This window comes from Shewanella goraebulensis (assembly GCF_030252245.1).
In the GTDB taxonomy this organism is placed as follows: Bacteria; Pseudomonadota; Gammaproteobacteria; order Enterobacterales; family Shewanellaceae; genus Shewanella; species Shewanella goraebulensis.
On the sequence record NZ_CP126972.1, the window covers coordinates 217,562 to 238,720 of the forward strand.

Genomic DNA, 21,159 nt, shown 5'->3' on the forward strand with positions numbered 1-21,159 from the left:
ACTTTTATGCTGCAACCTAAACGTATGAAGTTTCGCAAGATGTTCAAGGGCCGCAACCGTGGTCTAGCGAACGGTACTGAAGTTAGCTTTGGTACTTTCGGTTTGAAAGCAGTCGGCCGTGGCCGTTTAACTGCACGTCAAATTGAATCTGCACGTCGTGCCATGACACGTCACATTAAACGTCAAGGACAAATTTGGATTCGAGTTTTCCCTGACAAGCCTATTACCTCTAAGCCTCTTGAAGTGCGTATGGGTAAAGGTAAAGGTAACGTTGAATACTGGGTATGTCAGATTCAACCTGGTAAGGTTCTTTATGAGATGAATGGTGTATCTGAAGAGTTAGCGCGTGAAGCGTTTGCTTTAGCATCTGCCAAGCTTCCTATTAAGACTACCTTCGTAACTAAGACGGTGATGTAATGAAAGCGAGCGAACTAAGAGAAAAGAGCGTTGAAGAACTTAACGCTGAACTACTTGGTCTGCTGCGTGAGCAGTTTAACCTGCGTATGCAACACGCTACTGGTCAGTTGACTCAAACGAATCAATTGAAATTAGTGCGTCGTAACATTGCACGTGTTAAGACCATTATTACTTCTAAGGCAGGTGTGTAATGTCTGATAAAGCCCGTACTATGCAAGGTCGAGTTCTTAGCAACAAAATGGATAAGTCTATTACTGTTGCTATTGCACGCCAAGTGAAACATCCTATTTATGGGAAGTACATTAAGCGTACAACTAAGATCCATGCACATGACGAAACAAATCAGTGTAACGAAGGTGACGTAGTGACTATTAGTCAGTGTCGTCCTCTTTCTAAGACTAAGTCTTGGACACTAGTTGAAGTAGTAACAAAGGCCTAATATTTCATTAGGTTATAGTAAACGGCTCCAAAGTTTGGGGCCGTTTGTTTTTTTCTGCTATGCAATCCAAAATATTGGTGTTATACTTGCGCGCCATTTTTGACTAAATTGTTGTTGATTGGTTTTACATCAAACGAGAACAGGTTAGCTCATTAAATGGTCGAAATGATGATCCCAATGTTGGGATTTTGTGTAGTAACGATAGCGGAGCACTTAAAATGATCCAAATGCAATCGACTCTAGACGTCGCGTGTAACAGTGGCGCTCGTAGAGTTCAGTGTATTAAGGTCTTGGGTGGCTCTCATCGTCGTTATGCCGGTATCGGCGACGTCATCAAGGTTTCTGTTAAAGAAGCTATTCCTCGCGCTAAAGCGAAGAAAGGTGATGTATATAACGCGGTGGTAGTCCGTACTAAGAAAGGCGTACGTCGTCCAGATGGTTCTGTCATTCGCTTCGATCGGAATGCAGCAGTTTTGCTTAACGCAAACCTTGCACCGATTGGTACTCGTATTTTTGGACCAGTGACACGTGAATTGCGTACAGAGCAGTTTATGAAAATCGTCTCTCTGGCACCAGAAGTACTGTAAGGAGCTTCAAAATGGCAGCTAAAATCCGTCGTGAAGACGAAGTAATTGTACTAGCAGGTAAAGATAAGGGTAAACGCGCAAAAGTTTCTCAAGTCCTACCTACTGGTAAGTTGATTGTTGAAGGCATCAATCTTGTTAAAAAACACCAAAAGCCAAACCCACAATTGGGCGTAACTGGTGGCGTTATCGAGAAAGAAGCACCGATACAAGCATCAAACGTAGCGATCTTTAACCAAGCCACAGGCAAGGCAGATCGTGTTGGTTTCCGATTCGAAGACGGCAAAAAAGTCCGTTTCTTTAAATCGAATAGTGAACTCATTAAGTAAACGGAGTAAACGATGGCGAAACTGCATGATAAATATCAAGAGACTGTTATCGCGGAACTTTCTAAAAAGTTCGGTTATACCAGTGTCATGCAAGTCCCTCGGATTGAAAAAATCACCCTTAATATGGGTGTAGGCGAAGCAGTTGCAGACAAGAAAGTTATGGAGCATGCGCTCCGTGATATGACTGCAATCGCTGGTCAAAAGCCAGTTGTAACTGTTGCACGTAAATCAGTTGCTGGTTTTAAAATCCGTGAAGGCTACCCTATTGGCTGTAAAGTTACCCTACGCGGTGAGCGTATGTGGGAATTTTTAGAGCGTTTAGTTGACATTGCAATCCCACGTATTCGTGACTTCCGTGGCCTAAGCGCAAAAGCGTTTGACGGTCGTGGTAACTACGCAATGGGTGTGCGTGAGCAAATCATCTTCCCAGAAATCGATTACGATAAAATCGATAAGATTCGTGGTATGGATATTGTTATCACTACTACTGCGAAGAATGATGAAGAAGGTCGTGCTTTGTTAGACGCATTTAACTTCCCATTCAAGAAATAAGGGTAGCATAATGGCAAAATCATCTATGAAAGCACGTGAAGCAAAGCGTGCACAGCTCGTAGCTAAATATGCTGAAAAGCGTTTAGCACTTAAGGCTTTAATCAGCGCTCCTGATACTTCTGAAGAAGATCGTTGGGATGCTGTGCTTAAGTTACAAGCTCTACCTCGTGATTCTAGCGCTGCGCGTCAACGCAACCGTTGTAATCAAACTGGTCGCCCACATGGTGTTCTACGTAAATTCGGCCTTAGCCGTATTAAACTACGTGAAGCAACTATGCGTGGTGAAGTTCCTGGTCTGCGTAAGGCCAGCTGGTAAGCACTTGTCACGGAGTAAGCTAATATGAGCATGCAAGATCCTATTGCGGATATGTTAACACGTATTCGTAACGGCCAAGCTGCTAACAAAGTATCAGTTAAGATGCCTTCAGCTAAGTTAAAAGTAGCAATTGCGAAATTACTTAAAGACGAAGGTTATATTACTGACTACGCCGTAGCAGAAGAAGCCAAGCCTGAATTAGAAATCACTTTAAAGTATTTCCAAGGCAACCCAGTCGTTGAGACTATCCAGCGCGTTTCTCGCCCAGGTCTTCGTATTTACAAAGGTAAACACGAACTTCCTAAGGTGATGGGCGGACTAGGTGTCGCAATTGTGTCCACTTCTAAAGGCTTGATGACCGATCGTGCTGCCCGCCTAAATGGCATGGGTGGCGAGGTTATCTGCTACGTAGCGTAAGGAGCTAGGTATGTCACGTGTCGCAAAAGCACCAGTGTCTATTCCTACCGGCGTAGAGGTGACCTTAAACGAACAGACTATTACTGTAAAAGGTACTAAAGGTAGTCTGACTCGAGAAATCAACAAAGCGGTAAATGTTGAACTAGAAAACGGCGTACTAACGTTTGGTCCAGTTGAAGGCGTTTCTAACGCTTGGGCTCAAGCAGGTACTGCTCGTGCACTAGTAAACAACATGGTTGTTGGTGTATCTGAAGGATTCGTTAAGAAATTAAAGTTAATTGGTGTTGGTTACCGTGCAAAAATTGCTGGTAAAGACATTGACCTAACTTTAGGTTTCTCACACCCTTTGGTTCACAAACTGCCCGCAGGTGTTACTGCAGAGTGTCCTAGCCAAACTGATATCGTACTTTCGGGTGTTGATAAGCAGTTAGTTGGTCAGGTCGCTGCTGAGATTCGTGGATACCGTCCACCAGAGCCTTATAAAGGCAAAGGTGTTCGCTATGCAGACGAACAAGTACGCCGTAAAGAGGCTAAGAAGAAGTAGGTAACGCGATATGGATAAGAAAACATCTCGCTTACGCCGCGCTACTCGCGCTCGTAAGAAGATCCAAGAGCTGGGCGTGAATCGTCTGGTTGTACATCGTACACCGCGTCACATTTATGCTCAGGTTATTAATCCTGAAGCTCAGGTAGTGGCAGTTGCTTCAACCGTTGAGAAAGCGGTTAAAGAGCTACTAAAGAGTACCGGTAACGTAGACGCGGCTAAAGCAGTGGGTAAAACTGTTGCTGAGCGTGCGATCGAGAAAGGTGTAACTTCGGTTGCATTCGACCGTTCTGGTTTCAAGTATCACGGACGCGTAGCAGCACTAGCTGACGCAGCTCGTGAAGCTGGCCTGAAATTCTAAGGGGTTATAAAAATGGCTAAATTAGAAGCTCAGCAGAAAGACGATTTGCAAGAAAAATTAATTGCAGTTAATCGTGTTTCTAAAGTAGTTAAAGGTGGTCGTATCTTTAGCTTCACCGCACTAACAGTGGTAGGTGATGGTAACGGTAAGATTGGCTATGGCTATGGTAAAGCGCGCGAAGTTCCAGCTGCTATTCAAAAAGCAATGGAAAAAGCCCGCCGTAACATGGTAACCGTAGAGCTGAATGCAGGTACTCTGCATCATCCAGTTAAAGGTCGCCATACTGGTTCGCGTGTTTACATGCAACCAGCATCGGAAGGTACCGGTATTATCGCCGGTGGCGCAATGCGTGCCGTATTGGAAGTTGCAGGCGTTCATAACGTTCTGTCTAAAGCATACGGTTCTACTAACCCGATCAACATCGTTCGCGCAACTGTAGATGCGTTGGTGCACATGAAGTCACCATCACAAATTGCAGCTAAGCGTGGCCTGAATGTTGATGAAATTCGAGGTTAATGCACCATGGCTACTAAAACGTTTAAAGTAACACAGACAAAGAGTGCGATTGGTCGTTTGCCAAAGCACCGTGCCTGTTTATTAGGTCTAGGCCTAAGACGTATTGGCCACACTGTTGAAGTAGAAGATACTCCTTCTGTTCGCGGTATGGTTAATAAAGTTTACTACATGGTTAAGGTGGAGGATTAATAATGCGTTTAAATACTCTATCTCCAGCAGCAGGCTCTAAGCGTGCTCCTAAGCGTGTAGGTCGTGGTATTGGTTCTGGTTTAGGTAAAACTGCCGGTCGTGGTCATAAGGGACAAAAGTCTCGTTCTGGCGGCGGTGTGCGTATCGGTTTTGAGGGTGGTCAAATGCCTCTTAAAATTCGTTTACCTAAGTTCGGTTTCACTTCACGCAAAGCTTTGGTTTCAGCTGAAGTTCGTTTACTAGAACTAGCAAAAGTTAACGGTGATGTTATCGACCTTAACGCTCTGAAAGATGCGAACGTAATTACTCGCAACATACAGTTTGCGAAAATCGTTCTTTCAGGTACCATTGAACGCCCAGTGACCGTAAAAGGTCTGAAGGTAACCAAAGGTGCACGTGCAGCTATTGAAGCTGCCGGCGGTAAGATCGAGGAATAATACGTCGATGGCAAAACCAGGACTTGATTTAAAAAGCGCGAAAGGCGGTTTATCAGAATTGAAAACTCGTCTCCTGTTCGTGATTGGTGCAATTATCGTCTTTAGAGCCGGTTCGTTTGTACCAATTCCTGGTATTGACGCAGCTGTGTTAGCAGAGTTGTTTGCTCAACAAAAAGATACCATCCTAGGCATGTTTAACATGTTCTCGGGTGGTGCTTTAGAGCGTGCTTCTATCTTTGCTCTTGGTATCATGCCGTATATTTCGGCATCGATTATCATGCAGTTGTTGACTGTGGTTCATCCTGCCCTTGCTGAATTGAAAAAAGAAGGCGAGTCAGGAAGAAAGAAGATCAGTCAATATACAAGATACGGAACGCTTGTGTTGGGTACACTCCAATCAATCGGTATCGCGACAGGTTTACCAAGCCTAGTACCTGGCCTTGTTGCCAATGTAGGTTTTGGTTTTTACTTTGTAGCAGTTGTCAGCTTAGTGACAGGAACAATGTTCCTTATGTGGCTAGGTGAACAGATTACCGAGCGTGGTATTGGTAATGGTATCTCGATATTAATTTTCGCAGGTATTGTTGCTGGTCTACCTTCTGCTATCGGCCAAACGGCTGAACAGGCTCGTCAAGGTGATTTGAATGTACTGGTACTGTTGTTATTAGCGGTAATTGTATTTGCTGTAACTTATTTGGTTGTATTTGTAGAACGTGGTCAACGTCGTATCGTCGTTAACTACGCTAAGCGTCAACAAGGCCGTAAGGTGTTTGCTGCGCAAAGTACTCATTTACCACTTAAAGTTAATATGGCAGGTGTAATTCCACCAATTTTTGCATCCAGCATTATTTTGTTCCCAGGCACACTGGCTCAGTGGTTTGGACAAAATGAGTCTATGTCATGGTTAAGCGATTTCGCTTTAGCTGTGTCACCAGGACAACCGCTGTATTCATTATTGTATGCGACAGCTATCGTATTCTTCTGTTTCTTCTATACTGCGTTGGTATTTAACCCACGCGAGACAGCAGATAACTTGAAGAAGAGTGGTGCGTTCATTCCTGGGATTCGTCCTGGAGAACAGACTTCGCGTTACATTGATAAAGTAATGACCCGCTTGACATTAGCAGGCGCGATATACATTACCTTTATCTGCTTAATTCCGGAGTTCATGTTAATTGCGTGGAAAGTACAGTTCTATTTCGGCGGTACTTCACTACTAATTATTGTAGTCGTAATCATGGACTTCATGGCTCAGGTTCAGACCCATATGATGTCTCATCAGTATGAGTCTGTTATGAAGAAAGCTAACTTAGTTAACAAAGCGAATTTAGATCGCTTTGGTCGCTAGTTGCTTTAACGGAGTGATGAAATGAAAGTTCGAGCTTCCGTGAAGAAGATCTGCCGTAATTGCAAGATCGTCAAGCGTAGTGGCGTTGTACGTGTGATTTGTGTTGAACCAAAACACAAACAGCGTCAAGGCTAAAAAAAAGATATTTGCTCAGCTCATTAATGGGCTGAGCAAATAATGTTTGCAAATTTGTCGGCTGTCGAGTATCCTTTCGGGCTTTTCGCAGTTGACCTTTAACATTTTAAGGAGTGCATAGTGGCCCGTATCGCTGGCATTAACATTCCTGATCAAAAGCATACAGTCATCGCATTGACTGCTATTTTTGGTATTGGACGTACACGCGCTAGAGAAATCTGCGCAGCTACTTCAATTGCTGAAGATGCTAAGATCAAGGAATTGAGCGAAGCTCAAATAGATATTCTACGCGAAGAAGTTGCCAAATACTCAGTAGAGGGTGACTTACGTCGTGAGATTTCAATGAACATCAAGCGTCTTATGGATCTTGGTTGTTATCGTGGTCTCCGTCATCGTCGTAGCCTGCCTCTTCGTGGGCAACGTACTAAGACCAATGCGCGTACGCGTAAAGGTCCACGTAAACCAATTAGAAAGTAACGGAAGGTATACCAAATGGCTAAAGTTCCGTCACGTTCTCCGCGTAAGCGCGTACGTAAACAGGTTGCAGATGGCATGGCTCATATCCATGCTTCTTTCAACAACACTATTGTCACCATTACAGATCGTCAAGGTAATGCGTTGTCATGGGCTACCTCAGGTGGTTCAGGTTTCCGTGGTTCACGTAAATCTACACCATTCGCTGCACAGGTTGCTGCTGAGCGTGCAGGTATTGCTGCTCAAGACTACGGCGTTAAAAACCTTGAAGTTTTCGTAAAGGGTCCAGGTCCAGGTCGTGAATCAGCCATCCGTGCGCTGAATGCTGTTGGTTATAAAATTACCAACATTACCGATGTGACACCTATCCCTCATAATGGCTGTCGCCCACCTAAAAAGCGTCGTGTATAACACTGCGTTTATAGGATAGTTGGAGAAAGATCATGGCAAGATACTTGGGTCCTAAGCTCAAGCTCAGCCGCAGAGAAGGTACAGACCTTTTCCTAAAAAGCGGTGTGAGAGCAATCGATTCGAAGTGTAAGCTTGAAGCTGCACCTGGTCAACATGGCGCTCGTAAGCCACGTTTATCAGAGTACGGTTTACAGCTACGCGAGAAACAAAAAGTTCGTCGTATGTACGGTGTGCTAGAAAAGCAATTCCGTAACTACTACAAAGAAGCCGCACGTCTGAAAGGCAACACAGGTGAAAACTTGTTGGGTCTTTTAGAAACTCGTTTAGATAACGTTGTTTATCGTATGGGTTTTGGTGCGACTCGTGCAGAATCACGTCAATTAGTAAGCCACAAATCAATCGTGGTTAACGGTCGTGTTGTTAACATTCCGTCATTCAAAGTGTCTGCGAATGATGTTGTAAGCATCCGTGAAAAGTCACGCACTCAAGCACGTATCAAAGCGTCTTTAGAAGTTGCTGGCCAACGCGAAAAGCCTACATGGGTAGAAGTCGACAATGCTAAGATGGAAGGTGCTTTCAAGCGTCTACCAGAACGTAGCGATTTGTCTGCGGATATTAACGAACAGCTGATCGTCGAGCTTTACTCTAAGTAAAGCTAACAAACAAGAGAGGACACAATGCAGGGTTCTGTTACAGAATTTCTTAAACCGCGTCTCGTTGACATAGAGCAGGTTAACCCAACTCGTGCCAAGGTTACGCTAGAGCCACTTGAACGTGGTTTTGGTCACACATTAGGCAACGCGTTGCGTCGAATCTTATTGTCGTCTATGCCTGGCTGTGCAGTTACAGAAGTCGAAATCGACGGTGTATTGCATGAATACAGCAGTAAGGAAGGCGTTCAAGAAGATATCCTAGAGATATTGCTTAACCTTAAAGGTTTAGCAGTAAATATCGAGGGTAAAGATGAAGCTTTACTTACTTTAAGTAAGTCAGGCACAGGCCCTGTTACTGCAGCAGATATCACTCATGATGGCGATGTAACCATTATGAATCCTGATCATGTTATCTGTCATTTGACAGGTAATAATGATATCAGCATGCGTATCCGCGTTGAGCGTGGTCGCGGTTATGTACCAGCTTCGGCTCGTGCACAAACTGAAGACGATGATCGCCCAATCGGTCGTTTGTTGGTTGATGCTTCATTCTCACCAGTAGCTCGCATTGCATACAATGTAGAAGCTGCTCGTGTTGAACAACGTACTGATTTGGATAAACTCGTTATTGATATGACCACTAATGGTACTATCGATCCTGAGGAAGCAATTCGTCGTTCTGCAACAATTTTAGCTGAACAGCTAGATGCGTTTGTTGAATTACGAGATGTCACCGAAACAGCAGTTGTAGAAGAGAAACCGGAATTTGATCCGATTCTGTTGCGTCCTGTCGACGATTTAGAGCTAACTGTACGTTCAGCCAACTGTTTGAAGGCTGAAGCGATTCATTACATCGGAGATCTCGTACAGCGCACTGAAGTTGAGTTGCTCAAGACTCCTAATTTAGGTAAGAAATCTCTTACTGAAATTAAGGATGTATTAGCGTCTCGCGGACTGTCTTTAGGTATGCGTCTTGAGAACTGGCCTCCAGCTAGTTTAGCAGACGACCTATAAGTCCCAGGTTAGTACAGATTAAAGATTATAAGGATTAGGTCATGCGCCATCGTAAGAGTGGTCGTCAACTAAACCGCAACAGCAGTCATCGCCAAGCTATGTTTCGTAACATGGCTTGCTCAATAGTTCGTCATGAGATCATCAAGACAACTGTAGCAAAAGCGAAAGAACTGCGCCGCGTAGTTGAGCCTCTGATAACACTAGCTAAAGTAGACAGCGTTGCAAATCGCCGTTTAGCTTTCGCTCGTACCCGCGACGCTGAAGTTGTAGGTAAGTTATTCACAGAATTGGGTCCACGCTTCCAGGAACGTCCTGGTGGTTACACTCGTATTCTAAAGTGCGGTCTACGTACCGGTGATAAAGCTCCAATGGCTTTCATCGAATTAGTAGGTCGTCCTGAAGCTGCTGAAGCTGTTGAAGTTGAAGCTGCTGAGTAATTATTAATTACTCACCTAAAAACCGAGCTTAGGCTCGGTTTTTTTATGCTTAAAATTTAAAATATGACTCAATCATAATTTATCAATTCTACAAACAAACACTTGCAAGCTCGTTCTTTTCTGTTCTCCTAACCTGGCTCACTGGCTCACTGGCTCACTGGCTCACTGGCTCACTGGCTCACTGGCTCACTGGCTCACTGGCTCACTGGCTCACTGGCTCACTGGCTCACTGGCTCACTGGCTCACTGGCTCACTGGCTCACTGGCTCACTGGCTCACTGGCTCACTGGCTCACTGGCTCACTGGCTCACTGGCTCACTGGCTCACTGGCTCACTGGCTCACTGGCTCACTGGCTCACTGGCTCACTGGCTCACTGGCTCACTGGCTCACTGGCTCACTGGCTCACTGGCTCACTGGCTCACTGGCTCACTGGCTCATGGTTATTCGAGTAAACACCAAGAAATGGTACGTTAGCTTGTAATTCAGGAAAGTAATTCTGTTATAGAATGAGGGTGATACAGTTTGTTTATTGTTTTTAAAACAAAAAAATGCCAATCTTTTGATTGGCATTTCAGTAGCGACTAATAAATTATTGGTATTTATAGCCTTCCGTTTGCTTTTGCTCAGAGTAGTCTAACTTCTCATGAGTTTGACCCATTGCTTCAGCTACTTCTGGAGGCATGTAGTTTTCATCATGCTTAGCAAGCACTTCAGTTGCTTGAATTGTATCAGGTTTGATTAACACTCCTTGTGCAACGATACCTTGTCCTTCACGGAATAGATCTGGTAATAAATCATCGAATGTTACAGTAATTGCGCCACCGAAGGCATCATGAATTTCAAATTCAACATGAAGACTGTCTGGGTCACGAACCATTGTACCAACGGTTACCATACCACCAACGCGAATACGTTGACCGATTTCTGGCTTCTCACCTGTATCTTTTTTACCGTTCACGATTTCGTGTGGGGTAAAAAATAAGTTCAAATTAGAGTTCAATGCATACAAAAGTAATGATGCGATACCTGCTACACCTGCAATTAATGCTACGGCAAGTGTGAGTCTTTTTTTACGTCTAGAGTTCACTATCTACTACTCCTAGTTTCTTTAAGGCGATCTTCTCGTTCCATCTTTTTAGATATCTCAAGTAAGACAGATCTTTTTTGTCGAAGGCTAAAGAATAATAAGGTTCCTAAGCTTCCGAAGGTAACACCGTATGACAACCATACATAAAATGCATAACCGCCCATATTAAAAAATTCTGAAAACGATTCGAACTGGATCATTTCGATGCCTCCGCTTTTGCTAATTCTCTAACCCAAGGGCGCATACCATTCCTTGCCAAAATTTCAGCTTTATATCGTACTAAGGTAATTGCGCCAATCATTACACCAAAACCAAATATATTGATTAGTAGCGGTGCTAACATTTCCATTGGCATTGCTGATTTTTCAGTAATTTTAATTGTTGCTGGTTGATGCAAGCTGCTCCACCAATCTACAGAGTATTTGATAATTGGGATATTGATTACACCGACGATGGCTAAAATGCCTGCTGCTCGTGCTGCTAATACTTTATCTTCAAATGATGCGTATAGAGAAATAACACCAAGATACAAGAATAATAGTACAAGTTCTGACGTTAAGCGTGCATCCCATACCCACCAAGTACCCCACATAGGTTTACCCCATGCAGCACCAGTTAATAGAGCGATAAAGGTAATGACTGCGCCGATAGGTGCAATTGAAGCTGCAACCCAATCAGCTGTTTTTATTTGCCATACAATACCAACAAATGATGCAGACGCCATTGCCATATATGCGGCCATAGACATAGAGGCTGCAGGTACGTGGATATAAATGATTCTGAAACTTTCACCTTGCTGGTAATCCATTGGAGCAAACAACATTCCCCAGATAGTACCAACACTTATCAACAAGATGGCAGTAAACGCGAACCAAGGTAACAACGTAGATGCTAATTTGTATGCACGCTCAGGATCAGCGTATGAATGAAGCCATTTCCACATATCAGTTTGTACTCACTCGTAATGAAGCACCAATTGCAAACGGTGCCATAATTAATGATCCGACCAACATGGCGCCAATAATGGCAAGTTGTCCGGTATAAGGTAAATTTAAACCAGCAGCATCAATTGCACTGGTAGCAAAAATTAGTACTGGTATATAAAGCGGCAAAATGAGCAAGCTAAGTAACACTCCGCCTTTGCGTAACCCTACGGTTAATGCAACACCAATAGCGCCAAGTAACGATAAAACGGGTGTGCCCACAGTTAACGTTAAAATTAGTGCAGTATAGCTATTGCTTTCTAAATGTAGCAAAACTGCTAATAAAGGTGCTACTAATATCAATGGTACACCAGTTAAAATCCAGTGAGCCAATACTTTTGATAATACTAGTATTGGTAACGGTTGCGGGCTTAGTAGCATCTGCTCTAAGCTGCCGTCATTAAAATCTGCTTTAAACAATCGTTCTAGTGACAACATTGAAGCCAATAGTGCTGCAACCCAAATGATGCCAGGTGCTACGCGTGATAAAACCTGAGGTTCAGGTCCAATCCCTAAAGGAAACAGGGTTACGACTAAAACAAAAAACAACAGTGGATTAAAAATATCCCCACGATGTCTTATCGCGATTTTTAAATCACGTTGCAACAATGTCAGAAATGCTTGGGTGTAACTGATGCCTCTTTTCATTGTTGTACCTTATACGAAGCGATAGTCTAGTTTGATCTTACGAAGCACTTCATCTGTAATGAGACTCATATCTTGGTGAGTCGTCATAATGACACATCCACCTCTTTGAGTGTGCTTAATAAACAATTGTTCCAGCTCTTCTACGCCTTTTTTATCAATGGCGGTAAAAGGTTCATCTAGAATCCATATTTTACAATTGGTATGCCAGAGTCTGGCTAGGGCTGTTCTTCTGTGTTGACCTGCTGATAAGTGTCCAGCTAGCGCCTCTTCGAAACCGCCTAAGTTAACCTTAGCGAGTAAATCATAACTATCAAAGTCATCATAACCGCTCAACCTTAAATTGAAGTTAAGATTTTCATTTGCTGTTAACTCACTCTTAACACCCGCGAGGTGTCCAAGGTATAGTAAATCTTCATTAAATTCGTCGCGACACTGATTGATATCAGTATCTATATACTGAATTTCACCCGCGTATGGTCTTGATAAACCAGCTATGATACGCAATAAGCTGGTTTTACCTGCACCATTAGGGCCTTCAATTTGGACAATATCACCTGCATTGATCTCGAAGCTTAATTGATCAAATAGAATGCGGTCTTCGCGAATACATGTCAGTTCATTTGCTCTGACTAAAACTTGCTGCTGATTGTTGTCTGTCACTAAGCCCTCTTTAGCGTGTTGAGGATGAATACAAAATGAATATTATCATAAACACAATTAAGGGTTTAGCATTCAGATCATCTATGTGCTAGGTATTTGAAGTGGTTCCAATAAAATACATCTTATGTGAACTTTTTCATGATTCTCTAATATATTACTCATTACAGGTTTATTGTCTTTATTTGAGTAAGAAGGTGAGATTCTTATCACAAAAAGGTGAGTTTTATTGAAGTTTGTAGTAATCTGATGTCGATTATATAAGTCTACCTGTGTTTAAAGGTGGCATTGAGCTTTGAATTTATTTGCATTTAGGAACGATGAACATGAAAAAATTATTAGCAATGACTGCAGTTGCTGCATTGACTTTGTCTTCGAACGTTTTCGCTCAAGATGGTGAAGCTGTTTATAACAAAGCGTGTCAAGTATGTCACAGCATGGGAGTCGCTGGAGCACCAAAAGCACACGATGCCGCTGCATGGGAACCTCGTTTAGCTACTGGTATGGATGCATTAGTAGGTACGGTTAAAACTGGTAAAGGTGCAATGCCACCAGGTGGTATGTGTACTGACTGTTCAGATGAAGATTACCAAAAAGCGATTGAGTTCATGTCTAAGTAATTTAGCAAACTCAATAAAAAAACCGGCTATTAGCCGGTTTTTTAATGTCTTTTTAATCGCTAGTTTTTAGCGTTAACGGTTAGACTTATTGGACAACTGTATCTAAAGTTAACTTAGCTTCTTCACCGACAGCAACAGAAGCAACCACACCTTTCAAATCACCAGCCTGTGCTTTAACACTTCCGTGCTTAGAAAGTACTGCAATAATTTCTACGTTCTCTGCGCTGCTAAGTTTTACATCGCCGCCCATAGAGGTGGAATCATCCAGCGTCACAGTAACCGGTAGGCTATTTGCGCTAATTTTAGTCGCTGCAAGTGGAACTTTAGGTCCTTGAGTTGAGCGAGCAAAAATAAACACCATATCAGTTGAGCTAACTTTATCTGCTAACTCTGGAGAAATTGCAATTTCAACATCAACTGTCTTAGCTGTAGTAGCCTGTGTCATTGGGTTGTGATTGCTGTCATTTGGCATTTCACCAGTTTCAGCTTGAATACGCATATTGGCTGATTCAATTGCATTCATTACTGCTGTGCGGTCAATATCGCTGCGACCACTATCTAAAATGGTTTGCCAAGCATTAATCGCAGCTTGGTAATCAGCAGTAAAGAAAGAGTCCATACCAACAAGTAATAAAGTCGATGGGTCTTGTGCATCTAAAGATAGAGATTGATCAACCAACGCCTGAATCTGAGGATTCATTTGTTGCCCATTTTTGTAGTACATCGCAGTTGCTTTAGGGCCTAATAATTCAGCTGCAGTTCCTACTAACTCCATTACTTTATCAAATGAAGCAATAGCTTGGTCAAATTGGTTAGCTGAAATATAAGCGTGACCTAAGCTAAACCAAGCTTGACTATTTTCCGGGTCTGCTTGTACTTGCTGCTCCATCATTTGTACGCGTTGAGCCATAATTTGTTCTGGGCTCATGCCTTGATGAGGGCTTGCTTCAGCTTGCGGAGGATTAGAAAGCTCTTGATAAGCACCTAATGTTTGATAGAAGTAACCTGAAATACCAAGAATACAAACAGTCATCACTGATGGCCATAAGATCCCTTTTGATTGAATTTTCGTATCAAGAGAATCGTCGCCGTCTTGCTTCATGTCCTGCAGTAAGCCGATTTCAAGTTCTTTTTTAAGTGCATCAAATTCGGTTTGATCTAATAAACCATCTTCTAACTCTTTTTCAAGGACAGAAGAACGTTCATTAAATAGCTCAAGGTTTGTTTGCTTACGTACGCCTGATTCTTCAGCAGCTAACATTTTTTGCTGACGAAAATGTGGGACCCAAATCAGCATTAAACTGATTACGACGACAAGAGCAATAAATATCCAAAATGTGGTCATTGTTTCAATATTCACTTTTAGGTTGCTGAAAAAACAGAGCGACTTAGCCGCCTGACTTGAGGGTAGATTATACGTAAAGATGATTCATTGAACAGTAATATACGATATAACCGAACCAGAATCGTCATAGTTGAGCACTGGTTCACAGATTAATAAGCAATAAAAAAAACAAACGAAACTTAAGTGAACTTTTTCTGTCTTATGGTCAACAGTTGATAACTGAGTGTTTTTACTCTCTATTTTTTTGAGAATGAGACAAGTCACCCAGTTTTGCACGAAAGTGGCAGACATAAACAACAGCAACTACTAAAATATAAGCAAATTCGTATTAGCTAATGTTAATATCACTGTTTTAAAGCATTATGTAAGATATGCGTTGGTTCAGCTCTATATAGCTAGATCAACTTTTTAAAAATTGAGGAATACCCATGATCCCTGAACTTGGACACTTCTCGCTCATTATTGGTTTGGCATTCGCCATTCTATTGATGACCGTGCCGTTATTTGGTGCAGCCCGTAAAGACCAGTATCTCGTAAGATATGCTTGGCCGATTTGTTACGGTATGTTCTTTTTTATCACTCTTTCTGTCATCAGCCTTGGTTACAGCTTTGCTGTTGATGATTTCTCTGTGGCTTATGTAGCACATCACTCCAATTCACAATTGCCAATTTTCTTTAAAATTGCCGCTGTGTGGGGTGGCCATGAAGGTTCATTACTTTTCTGGGTATTTTCTCTAACGGTTTGGGCAGCTGCTGTTGCTACCTTTAGTAAAGGTATGGAAGAAGTGTTCATTGCGCGCGTACTGTCGGTACTTGCAATGGTCATCGTTGGTTTCACATTATTTATGATTCTGACTTCTAGCCCATTTGAGCGAATTTTCCCAATTCCTATGGAAGGTCGAGATCTAAACCCAATGTTGCAAGACGTGGGTCTAATTTTCCATCCTCCGATGCTTTATCTAGGTTATGTTGGTTTTGCTGTTAGCTTTGCTTTTGCTATCGCTGCACTAATGAGTGGTCGTTTAGATTCAGCTTGGGCTCGTTGGTCACGTCCTTGGACACTAGCTGCATGGGTATTCTTAACCGGTGGTATCTCTCTTGGTTCTTGGTGGGCATACTACGAATTAGGTTGGGGCGGTTGGTGGTTCTGGGATCCAGTTGAAAACGCATCATTTATGCCTTGGTTGATCGGTACAGCCCTTGTTCACTCTTTAATTGTTACAGAAAAGCGTGGTGCGTTCCGTAACTGGACTGTATTGCTATCAATCTTTGCATTTTCGCTCAGTTTATTAGGTACATTCATTGTACGTTCTGGTGTATTAACATCAGTACATTCATTCGCAGCAGATCCTAGTCGTGGTATGTTCATCTTACTACTGCTTGGTTTAGCTATTGGCGGCTCCTTAACCTTATTCGCACTGCGAGCAAGTGAAATGAGTAGCCCTGCAAGATTTGAATTGAAGTCTAAAGAAACATTCCTATTAGTGTGTAACGTGTTACTGACTGTTGCAGCTGGTACTGTTTTACTTGGAACTTTATACCCGCTACTAATCGACGCATTAGGTATGGGTAAAATCTCTGTAGGACCTCCATACTTTAATTCTGTATTTGTACCAATTGTATTAGTACTGTTTGGCTTTATGGGTATTGGTCCAATTATTCGCTGGAAGAAATCGAAAGCGGGTGAATTGAAGCGTCAATTACTTATACCTGCAATTGTTGCTGCTGTTGTTGGTTTAGCTACACCGTTTATAGCTGGTGACGAATTAAACCTTTGGGTTGTATTTGGTATTGGTGCAGCAACTTGGGTTTCACTTGCTACCTTTAGAGCTGCTTATAACCTTCTTACTGACGTGAATGGTAAATTCACTCTTAATAAGATTGGTCGTAGTGAAATGGGTATGTTAGTGGCGCATATGGGTATAGCTGTATCAATTGTTGGTGCCACTATGGTGTCTAATTATTCAATTGAGAAAAGTGTTCGTATGGGACCTGGCATCAGTGAAGAGTTAGCGGGTTATACCTTTAACTACATTGAAACTAAAAATGTAGTCGGTCCAAACTACACAGCACAACAAGGTCAGATAGAAGTTTATCAAGATGACAAGTTTGTCACATTATTAAGACCAGATCGTCGTCAATATAATGTTCGTACAATGGATATGACTGAAGCTGGTATTGATTGGGGTATTTTCCGTGACTTATACGTCACTATGGGTGACCCACTAAGTATGACTCAGTTTGCTGTACGTCTTAACTATAAGCCTTTTGTTCGTTGGATTTGGATTGGTTCTATTTTCATGATGGTAGGTGGTTTCTTAGCGGCTTCCGACAAACGTTACCGTGTTAAAGAAACTAAAACCGCAAAAGATGAAAATAAAGAAGCGAAATTAGCGACTGCTTAATTTATTGGAGAAAATATGAAAAAGTTGGTGCTGTTTATACCATTGGTATTGTTTTTGGGGATGGGAGTTTTTCTATATCAGGGGTTATTCTTAAATCCGCAAGAGCTCGATTCAGCACTAGAAGGAAAGCCGGTTCCGGCTTTCCAACTTGAACGTCTCGAAACACCGGGTGAAATGCTAACGCAGGAAGATTTAAAAGGTGATGTATCGCTAATCAATGTTTGGGCAACTTGGTGTCCTGCTTGTAAATACGAACATCCTTTTTTAATGATGCTTGCGCGTAAGAACATTCTACCCATATATGGTGTTAACTATCGCGACGAGCGTGCGCCAGCTATTAGAGAGTTAAGTCGTGAAGGTGATCCTTACACGATCAATATTTTCGATAAAGACGGCCGTTTAGGTTTAGACCTAGGTGTTTATGGTGCACCAGAGAGTTTTATTGTTGATCATAATGGCATCATTCGTTTCCGCTATGCAGGTCCTATCGATAGGAACGTATGGAGTGAGACTCTATTTCCAATGATCCAACAGTTGCAAGCTGAAGCGAAACAAGACGGAGTTTAAGAATGAAGACATTTAAAATACTTGTTGGCTTCATGGCAAGTTTGGTTTTGGCTTTCAATGTGATGGCAACGCCAGTAGATACCTATGAATTTAAATCTACCGACAACCAAAAACGTGCGCTTAGTTTGGCCCATGAATTACGTTGTCCGCAATGTCAAAATCAAAACTTAATTGACTCTAACTCACCAGTTGCACAAGATTTACGTCTTGAGGTCTACACAATGGTAGATGATGGCAAGACCAATGCTGAAATTGTAGATTTCATGACAAGTCGTTATGGTGACTTTGTACTTTATAAGCCGAGACTTGATCCGAAAACTTATATTTTATGGCTTGGTCCATTCGTACTAATGTTGATTGCACTTTATGTGGCGCTGGTTGTTGTACGTAAACAACGTGGGAAATCGACAGCGGCACCAGAAATGACCGATGCAGATCGAAATGAGTTAGAAGCATTGCTGAAAAGCAAACAAAGCCAGGATAATAAGTAATGAATATCATGATCAAAGCGATCATGCTTAGTGCATTAGCAGTGACAATTACTGTTAATGCTTATCCTGGAATGGAAAAGCAACAGCAGCATGTAAGCAACTCGACACTAGATAAGATTAATGTTCTTGAGAACCCTTTTCCTATTGCGCACATTGGTTTTAATGATGCCGAAGGTAAAGAAGTCGATTTTGATGAGCATAAAGGTAAAGTAGTAATCGTGAATATGTGGGCGACTTGGTGCCCACCTTGTGTACGAGAATTACCAGCTCTTGATCGTTTAGAGAAGACCTTGAGTAAAGATGACTTCGTACTAATGCCGATATCTATTGACGCAGAAGGTAAGAAACAAGTTAGTCCTTTTCTAGAGTCAATTGGCTTACCTTCGTTTAATTCATATTACGATGCAAGACAAAATCTGCGTGAGGTATTCCCATTAGATACCATACCTGCCACCTTTATCTTAAATAAAGAAGGCGAGTTGGTAGCATATGTGCGTACATATGTGGATTGGGATGACGAAAACGCTATCGAGTTCTTACAACAGTTCCAGTAATCACTATATTACAGCTGTTATTAGCTAGGTTAATCGGCTTTTACAGCGCGAATTGATTAAAAAAGATCGCTTTTGATGAAAAACTCATCAAGCGATCTTTTTTTTAAGTTTTTATTACAAAAAGCCCTTGCGGTGTTTCAGTATTTGCCTATAATGCGCATCCACTGACACGGCAACAGGCACTAGCCAATACTGAGTCAGCTTGATTTGAAGCGGTTTTAACTACCTCAAATCAACGGCAAAAAGAAGTTTGAAAAAACACTTGACGCCAACGAGGGAAAGCGTAGAATACGCATCCCTGACCAACACGGTCAACGCTCTTTAACAATCAAACAAGTAAATCTGTGTGGACACTCACAGGTGTTGAGTTAATCGAAATTGTCACTTAGGTGGCAATCAAAATTATTATCAATGTAACGATGAGTGTTCATAGCAATATGTAACAAACAGGATGTAGATTCTTCCGAGTCTGCATAATGTAATCAGAATTCATTGAGCCGAAGCATTTTCGAATGTTTCAAAAAACTTTAATTGAAGAGTTTGATCATGGCTCAGATTGAACGCTGGCGGCAGGCCTAACACATGCAAGTCGAGCGGTAACAGATTGATAGCTTGCTATCAATGCTGACGAGCGGCGGACGGGTGAGTAATGCCTAGGGATCTGCCCAGTCGAGGGGGATAACAGTTGGAAACGACTGCTAATACCGCATACGCCCTACGGGGGAAAGGAGGGGACCTTCGGGCCTTTCGCGATTGGATGAACCTAGGTGGGATTAGCTAGTTGGTAAGGTAATGGCTTACCAAGGCGACGATCCCTAGCTGTTCTGAGAGGATGATCAGCCACACTGGGACTGAGACACGGCCCAGACTCCTACGGGAGGCAGCAGTGGGGAATATTGCACAATGGGGGAAACCCTGATGCAGCCATGCCGCGTGTGTGAAGAAGGCCCTAGGGTTGTAAAGCACTTTCAGTAGGGAGGAAAGGCAGTTGTTTAATAAACAACTGCTGTGACGTTACCTACAGAAGAAGGACCGGCTAACTTCGTGCCAGCAGCCGCGGTAATACGAGGGGTCCAAGCGTTAATCGGAATTACTGGGCGTAAAGCGTACGCAGGCGGTTCATTAAGCCAGATGTGAAATCCCCGGGCTCAACCTGGGAATTGCATTTGGAACTGGTGAACTAGAGTCTTGTAGAGGGGGGTAGAATTTCAGGTGTAGCGGTGAAATGCGTAGAGATCTGAAGGAATACCGGTGGCGAAGGCGGCCCCCTGGACAAAGACTGACGCTCATGTACGAAAGCGTGGGGAGCAAACAGGATTAGATACCCTGGTAGTCCACGCCGTAAACGATGTCTACTCGGAGTTTGGTGCCTTGAGCACTGGGCTCCCAAGCTAACGCATTAAGTAGACCGCCTGGGGAGTACGGCCGCAAGGTTAAAACTCAAATGAATTGACGGGGGCCCGCACAAGCGGTGGAGCATGTGGTTTAATTCGATGCAACGCGAAGAACCTTACCTACTCTTGACATCCAGAGAATTCGCTAGAGATAGCTTAGTGCCTTCGGGAACTCTGAGACAGGTGCTGCATGGCTGTCGTCAGCTCGTGTTGTGAAATGTTGGGTTAAGTCCCGCAACGAGCGCAACCCCTATCCTTATTTGCCAGCGCGTAATGGCGGGAACTCTAGGGAGACTGCCGGTGATAAACCGGAGGAAGGTGGGGACGACGTCAAGTCATCATGGCCCTTACGAGTAGGGCTACACACGTGCTACAATGGCGTATACAGAGGGTTGCAAAGCCGCAAGGTCTAGCTAATCTCACAAAGTACGTCGTAGTCCGGATTGGAGTCTGCAACTCGACTCCATGAAGTCGGAATCGCTAGTAATCGTAGATCAGAATGCTACGGTGAATACGTTCCCGGGCCTTGTACACACCGCCCGTCACACCATGGGAGTGGGCTGCACCAGAAGTAGATAGTCTAACCTTCGGGGGGACGTTTACCACGGTGTGGTTCATGACTGGGGTGAAGTCGTAACAAGGTAGCCCTAGGGGAACCTGGGGCTGGATCACCTCCTTACCTATACGACTAACTTAATGTTTGTTGAGTGTTCACACAGATTGCTTGTTACTCCTTTATGGAGTTGAGCGAAATGCGCCGCAAGCCGGTTAGCATTGTTCTTTAACAATTTGGAAAGCTGATAGTATTTAATTGCATGAGTCTGTCATGTTAATT

31 protein-coding genes and 1 rRNA gene are annotated in these 21,159 nt (G+C 43.0%); 26 read left to right on the forward strand and 6 right to left on the reverse strand.

Annotation, left to right across the window (positions count from 1 at the left end; genetic code table 11):
* Positions 1-6 precede the first annotated feature (6 nt).
* The 20 genes from rplP (at position 7) to rplQ (ending at position 9,573) form a co-directional block, all read left to right on the forward strand.
* Positions 7-417: a 50S ribosomal protein L16 gene (gene rplP / locus QPX86_RS01045; RefSeq protein ID WP_055026502.1), complete on the forward strand. Its 411-nt coding sequence runs from the start codon at positions 7-9 to the stop codon at positions 415-417.
* Positions 417-608: a 50S ribosomal protein L29 gene (gene rpmC, locus QPX86_RS01050; RefSeq protein WP_011635647.1), complete on the forward strand. Its 192-nt coding sequence runs from the start codon at positions 417-419 to the stop codon at positions 606-608. The genes rplP and rpmC overlap by 1 nt, the downstream gene beginning before the upstream one ends.
* Positions 608-856 carry a 30S ribosomal protein S17 gene (gene rpsQ, locus QPX86_RS01055; RefSeq protein ID WP_220755198.1) on the forward strand — a complete coding sequence of 83 codons (249 nt, stop codon included), beginning with the start codon at positions 608-610 and terminating at the stop codon, positions 854-856. Before rpmC ends, rpsQ begins: the two co-directional genes overlap by 1 nt.
* A 218-nt stretch (positions 857-1,074) precedes the next feature.
* Positions 1,075-1,443, forward strand: a complete 369-nt coding sequence (gene rplN, locus QPX86_RS01060; RefSeq protein WP_055026500.1) for a 50S ribosomal protein L14 — start codon at positions 1,075-1,077, stop codon at positions 1,441-1,443.
* 11 nt (positions 1,444-1,454) lie between these two features.
* On the forward strand, positions 1,455-1,769 hold the full coding sequence (rplX, locus tag QPX86_RS01065; protein ID WP_055026499.1) for a 50S ribosomal protein L24: 315 nt from the start codon (positions 1,455-1,457) through the stop codon (positions 1,767-1,769).
* A gap of 12 nt (positions 1,770-1,781) precedes the next feature.
* Positions 1,782-2,321, forward strand: coding sequence for a 50S ribosomal protein L5 (gene rplE / locus QPX86_RS01070; protein ID WP_055026498.1), 540 nt, complete (start codon positions 1,782-1,784; stop codon positions 2,319-2,321).
* 10 nt (positions 2,322-2,331) lie between these two features.
* Positions 2,332-2,637, forward strand: a complete 306-nt coding sequence (rpsN, locus tag QPX86_RS01075) for a 30S ribosomal protein S14 (RefSeq protein WP_153916415.1) — start codon at positions 2,332-2,334, stop codon at positions 2,635-2,637.
* Positions 2,638-2,661: 24 nt separating this feature from the next.
* A complete protein-coding gene (gene rpsH / locus QPX86_RS01080; protein ID WP_102529382.1) occupies positions 2,662-3,054 on the forward strand; it encodes a 30S ribosomal protein S8 in 393 nt (130 codons plus the stop codon).
* Between the two features lie 10 nt (positions 3,055-3,064).
* Entirely contained in the window at positions 3,065-3,598 is a 534-nt protein-coding gene (rplF, locus tag QPX86_RS01085; RefSeq protein WP_153916416.1) for a 50S ribosomal protein L6, read from the forward strand.
* Between the two features lie 10 nt (positions 3,599-3,608).
* Entirely contained in the window at positions 3,609-3,959 is a 351-nt protein-coding gene (gene rplR, locus QPX86_RS01090) for a 50S ribosomal protein L18 (protein ID WP_153916417.1), read from the forward strand.
* Between the two features lie 12 nt (positions 3,960-3,971).
* Entirely contained in the window at positions 3,972-4,475 is a 504-nt protein-coding gene (rpsE, locus tag QPX86_RS01095) for a 30S ribosomal protein S5 (RefSeq protein WP_102529380.1), read from the forward strand.
* 6 nt (positions 4,476-4,481) lie between these two features.
* The gene (gene rpmD, locus QPX86_RS01100; protein WP_076543219.1) at positions 4,482-4,664 is read left to right on the forward strand and encodes a 50S ribosomal protein L30; all 183 of its coding nucleotides are present in this window, start codon (positions 4,482-4,484) and stop codon (positions 4,662-4,664) included.
* 2 nt (positions 4,665-4,666) lie between these two features.
* Positions 4,667-5,101 (forward strand): 50S ribosomal protein L15, encoded by a 435-nt coding sequence (rplO, locus tag QPX86_RS01105; RefSeq protein ID WP_102529379.1) that lies wholly within the window; start codon positions 4,667-4,669, stop codon positions 5,099-5,101.
* Positions 5,102-5,108: 7 nt separating this feature from the next.
* Positions 5,109-6,449: a preprotein translocase subunit SecY gene (gene secY, locus QPX86_RS01110; protein ID WP_055026490.1), complete on the forward strand. Its 1,341-nt coding sequence runs from the start codon at positions 5,109-5,111 to the stop codon at positions 6,447-6,449.
* Between the two features lie 21 nt (positions 6,450-6,470).
* Positions 6,471-6,584: a 50S ribosomal protein L36 gene (gene rpmJ, locus QPX86_RS01115; protein WP_006083579.1), complete on the forward strand. Its 114-nt coding sequence runs from the start codon at positions 6,471-6,473 to the stop codon at positions 6,582-6,584.
* A 120-nt stretch (positions 6,585-6,704) separates the two neighbouring features.
* Positions 6,705-7,061: a 30S ribosomal protein S13 gene (gene rpsM / locus QPX86_RS01120; RefSeq protein WP_076543217.1), complete on the forward strand. Its 357-nt coding sequence runs from the start codon at positions 6,705-6,707 to the stop codon at positions 7,059-7,061.
* A 15-nt stretch (positions 7,062-7,076) separates the two neighbouring features.
* A complete protein-coding gene (gene rpsK / locus QPX86_RS01125) occupies positions 7,077-7,469 on the forward strand; it encodes a 30S ribosomal protein S11 (RefSeq protein WP_011635661.1) in 393 nt (130 codons plus the stop codon).
* A gap of 32 nt (positions 7,470-7,501) precedes the next feature.
* Positions 7,502-8,122 carry a 30S ribosomal protein S4 gene (gene rpsD / locus QPX86_RS01130; RefSeq protein ID WP_102529378.1) on the forward strand — a complete coding sequence of 207 codons (621 nt, stop codon included), beginning with the start codon at positions 7,502-7,504 and terminating at the stop codon, positions 8,120-8,122.
* Positions 8,123-8,146: 24 nt separating this feature from the next.
* Entirely contained in the window at positions 8,147-9,136 is a 990-nt protein-coding gene (locus QPX86_RS01135) for a DNA-directed RNA polymerase subunit alpha (RefSeq protein WP_055026487.1), read from the forward strand.
* A gap of 41 nt (positions 9,137-9,177) precedes the next feature.
* A complete protein-coding gene (gene rplQ / locus QPX86_RS01140; RefSeq protein ID WP_102529376.1) occupies positions 9,178-9,573 on the forward strand; it encodes a 50S ribosomal protein L17 in 396 nt (131 codons plus the stop codon).
* A 589-nt stretch (positions 9,574-10,162) separates the two neighbouring features.
* Here rplQ and ccmE read toward each other — a convergent pair.
* The 5 genes from ccmE to ccmA are packed head-to-tail and all read right to left on the reverse strand — an operon-like array spanning position 10,163 to position 12,951.
* Positions 10,163-10,660 carry a cytochrome c maturation protein CcmE gene (ccmE, locus tag QPX86_RS01145; protein ID WP_220755638.1) on the reverse strand — a complete coding sequence of 166 codons (498 nt, stop codon included), beginning with the start codon at positions 10,658-10,660 and terminating at the stop codon, positions 10,163-10,165.
* A complete protein-coding gene (gene ccmD / locus QPX86_RS01150) occupies positions 10,660-10,857 on the reverse strand; it encodes a heme exporter protein CcmD (protein ID WP_220755646.1) in 198 nt (65 codons plus the stop codon). Before ccmD ends, ccmE begins: the two co-directional genes overlap by 1 nt.
* Positions 10,857-11,603: a heme ABC transporter permease gene (locus QPX86_RS01155; RefSeq protein ID WP_220755639.1), complete on the reverse strand. Its 747-nt coding sequence runs from the start codon at positions 11,601-11,603 to the stop codon at positions 10,857-10,859. Before QPX86_RS01155 ends, ccmD begins: the two co-directional genes overlap by 1 nt.
* A gap of 1 nt (position 11,604) precedes the next feature.
* The gene (ccmB, locus tag QPX86_RS01160; RefSeq protein WP_102529605.1) at positions 11,605-12,291 is read right to left on the reverse strand and encodes a heme exporter protein CcmB; all 687 of its coding nucleotides are present in this window, start codon (positions 12,289-12,291) and stop codon (positions 11,605-11,607) included.
* A 9-nt stretch (positions 12,292-12,300) separates the two neighbouring features.
* Positions 12,301-12,951: a cytochrome c biogenesis heme-transporting ATPase CcmA gene (gene ccmA / locus QPX86_RS01165; protein WP_220755640.1), complete on the reverse strand. Its 651-nt coding sequence runs from the start codon at positions 12,949-12,951 to the stop codon at positions 12,301-12,303.
* Positions 12,952-13,274: 323 nt separating this feature from the next.
* Here ccmA and QPX86_RS01170 point away from each other — a divergent pair, with 323 nt between their 5' ends.
* Entirely contained in the window at positions 13,275-13,568 is a 294-nt protein-coding gene (locus QPX86_RS01170) for a c-type cytochrome (protein WP_220755641.1), read from the forward strand.
* An 85-nt stretch (positions 13,569-13,653) separates the two neighbouring features.
* Here the strand turns inward: QPX86_RS01170 and ccmI are convergent, their stop codons facing one another.
* Positions 13,654-14,913 (reverse strand): c-type cytochrome biogenesis protein CcmI, encoded by a 1,260-nt coding sequence (gene ccmI / locus QPX86_RS01175; RefSeq protein ID WP_220755647.1) that lies wholly within the window; start codon positions 14,911-14,913, stop codon positions 13,654-13,656.
* A 428-nt stretch (positions 14,914-15,341) separates the two neighbouring features.
* Between ccmI and QPX86_RS01180 the strand changes: the two genes are divergently transcribed.
* The 5 genes from QPX86_RS01180 (at position 15,342) to QPX86_RS01200 (ending at position 21,003) form a co-directional block, all read left to right on the forward strand.
* Positions 15,342-17,318 (forward strand): heme lyase CcmF/NrfE family subunit, encoded by a 1,977-nt coding sequence (locus QPX86_RS01180; RefSeq protein WP_220755642.1) that lies wholly within the window; start codon positions 15,342-15,344, stop codon positions 17,316-17,318.
* Between the two features lie 15 nt (positions 17,319-17,333).
* Positions 17,334-17,885 carry a DsbE family thiol:disulfide interchange protein gene (locus QPX86_RS01185; RefSeq protein ID WP_220755643.1) on the forward strand — a complete coding sequence of 184 codons (552 nt, stop codon included), beginning with the start codon at positions 17,334-17,336 and terminating at the stop codon, positions 17,883-17,885.
* Between the two features lie 2 nt (positions 17,886-17,887).
* Complete coding sequence (nrfF, locus tag QPX86_RS01190) at positions 17,888-18,376, forward strand: heme lyase NrfEFG subunit NrfF (protein ID WP_220755644.1); 489 nt, start codon at positions 17,888-17,890, stop codon at positions 18,374-18,376.
* Positions 18,376-18,930 carry a TlpA family protein disulfide reductase gene (locus QPX86_RS01195; protein WP_220755645.1) on the forward strand — a complete coding sequence of 185 codons (555 nt, stop codon included), beginning with the start codon at positions 18,376-18,378 and terminating at the stop codon, positions 18,928-18,930. Before nrfF ends, QPX86_RS01195 begins: the two co-directional genes overlap by 1 nt.
* Positions 18,931-19,458: 528 nt before the next feature.
* Positions 19,459-21,003 (forward strand): 16S ribosomal RNA (locus QPX86_RS01200).
* The last annotated feature ends 156 nt before the right edge of the window (positions 21,004-21,159 follow it).

Coding starts and splice junctions, on each gene's coding strand:
- rplP (WP_055026502.1), top strand. CDS start 7: ATGCTGCAACCTAAACGTATGAAGTTTCGCAAGATGTTCAAGGGCCGC.
- rpmC (WP_011635647.1), top strand. CDS start 417: ATGAAAGCGAGCGAACTAAGAGAAAAGAGCGTTGAAGAACTTAACGCT.
- rpsQ (WP_220755198.1), top strand. CDS start 608: ATGTCTGATAAAGCCCGTACTATGCAAGGTCGAGTTCTTAGCAACAAA.
- rplN (WP_055026500.1), top strand. CDS start 1,075: ATGATCCAAATGCAATCGACTCTAGACGTCGCGTGTAACAGTGGCGCT.
- rplX (WP_055026499.1), top strand. CDS start 1,455: ATGGCAGCTAAAATCCGTCGTGAAGACGAAGTAATTGTACTAGCAGGT.
- rplE (WP_055026498.1), top strand. CDS start 1,782: ATGGCGAAACTGCATGATAAATATCAAGAGACTGTTATCGCGGAACTT.
- rpsN (WP_153916415.1), top strand. CDS start 2,332: ATGGCAAAATCATCTATGAAAGCACGTGAAGCAAAGCGTGCACAGCTC.
- rpsH (WP_102529382.1), top strand. CDS start 2,662: ATGAGCATGCAAGATCCTATTGCGGATATGTTAACACGTATTCGTAAC.
- rplF (WP_153916416.1), top strand. CDS start 3,065: ATGTCACGTGTCGCAAAAGCACCAGTGTCTATTCCTACCGGCGTAGAG.
- rplR (WP_153916417.1), top strand. CDS start 3,609: ATGGATAAGAAAACATCTCGCTTACGCCGCGCTACTCGCGCTCGTAAG.
- rpsE (WP_102529380.1), top strand. CDS start 3,972: ATGGCTAAATTAGAAGCTCAGCAGAAAGACGATTTGCAAGAAAAATTA.
- rpmD (WP_076543219.1), top strand. CDS start 4,482: ATGGCTACTAAAACGTTTAAAGTAACACAGACAAAGAGTGCGATTGGT.
- rplO (WP_102529379.1), top strand. CDS start 4,667: ATGCGTTTAAATACTCTATCTCCAGCAGCAGGCTCTAAGCGTGCTCCT.
- secY (WP_055026490.1), top strand. CDS start 5,109: ATGGCAAAACCAGGACTTGATTTAAAAAGCGCGAAAGGCGGTTTATCA.
- rpmJ (WP_006083579.1), top strand. CDS start 6,471: ATGAAAGTTCGAGCTTCCGTGAAGAAGATCTGCCGTAATTGCAAGATC.
- rpsK (WP_011635661.1), top strand. CDS start 7,077: ATGGCTAAAGTTCCGTCACGTTCTCCGCGTAAGCGCGTACGTAAACAG.
- rpsD (WP_102529378.1), top strand. CDS start 7,502: ATGGCAAGATACTTGGGTCCTAAGCTCAAGCTCAGCCGCAGAGAAGGT.
- QPX86_RS01135 (WP_055026487.1), top strand. CDS start 8,147: ATGCAGGGTTCTGTTACAGAATTTCTTAAACCGCGTCTCGTTGACATA.
- rplQ (WP_102529376.1), top strand. CDS start 9,178: ATGCGCCATCGTAAGAGTGGTCGTCAACTAAACCGCAACAGCAGTCAT.
- QPX86_RS01155 (WP_220755639.1), bottom strand. CDS start 11,603: ATGTGGAAATGGCTTCATTCATACGCTGATCCTGAGCGTGCATACAAA.
- ccmB (WP_102529605.1), bottom strand. CDS start 12,291: ATGAAAAGAGGCATCAGTTACACCCAAGCATTTCTGACATTGTTGCAA.
- QPX86_RS01170 (WP_220755641.1), top strand. CDS start 13,275: ATGAAAAAATTATTAGCAATGACTGCAGTTGCTGCATTGACTTTGTCT.
- ccmI (WP_220755647.1), bottom strand. CDS start 14,913: ATGACCACATTTTGGATATTTATTGCTCTTGTCGTCGTAATCAGTTTA.
- QPX86_RS01180 (WP_220755642.1), top strand. CDS start 15,342: ATGATCCCTGAACTTGGACACTTCTCGCTCATTATTGGTTTGGCATTC.
- QPX86_RS01185 (WP_220755643.1), top strand. CDS start 17,334: ATGAAAAAGTTGGTGCTGTTTATACCATTGGTATTGTTTTTGGGGATG.
- nrfF (WP_220755644.1), top strand. CDS start 17,888: ATGAAGACATTTAAAATACTTGTTGGCTTCATGGCAAGTTTGGTTTTG.
- QPX86_RS01195 (WP_220755645.1), top strand. CDS start 18,376: ATGAATATCATGATCAAAGCGATCATGCTTAGTGCATTAGCAGTGACA.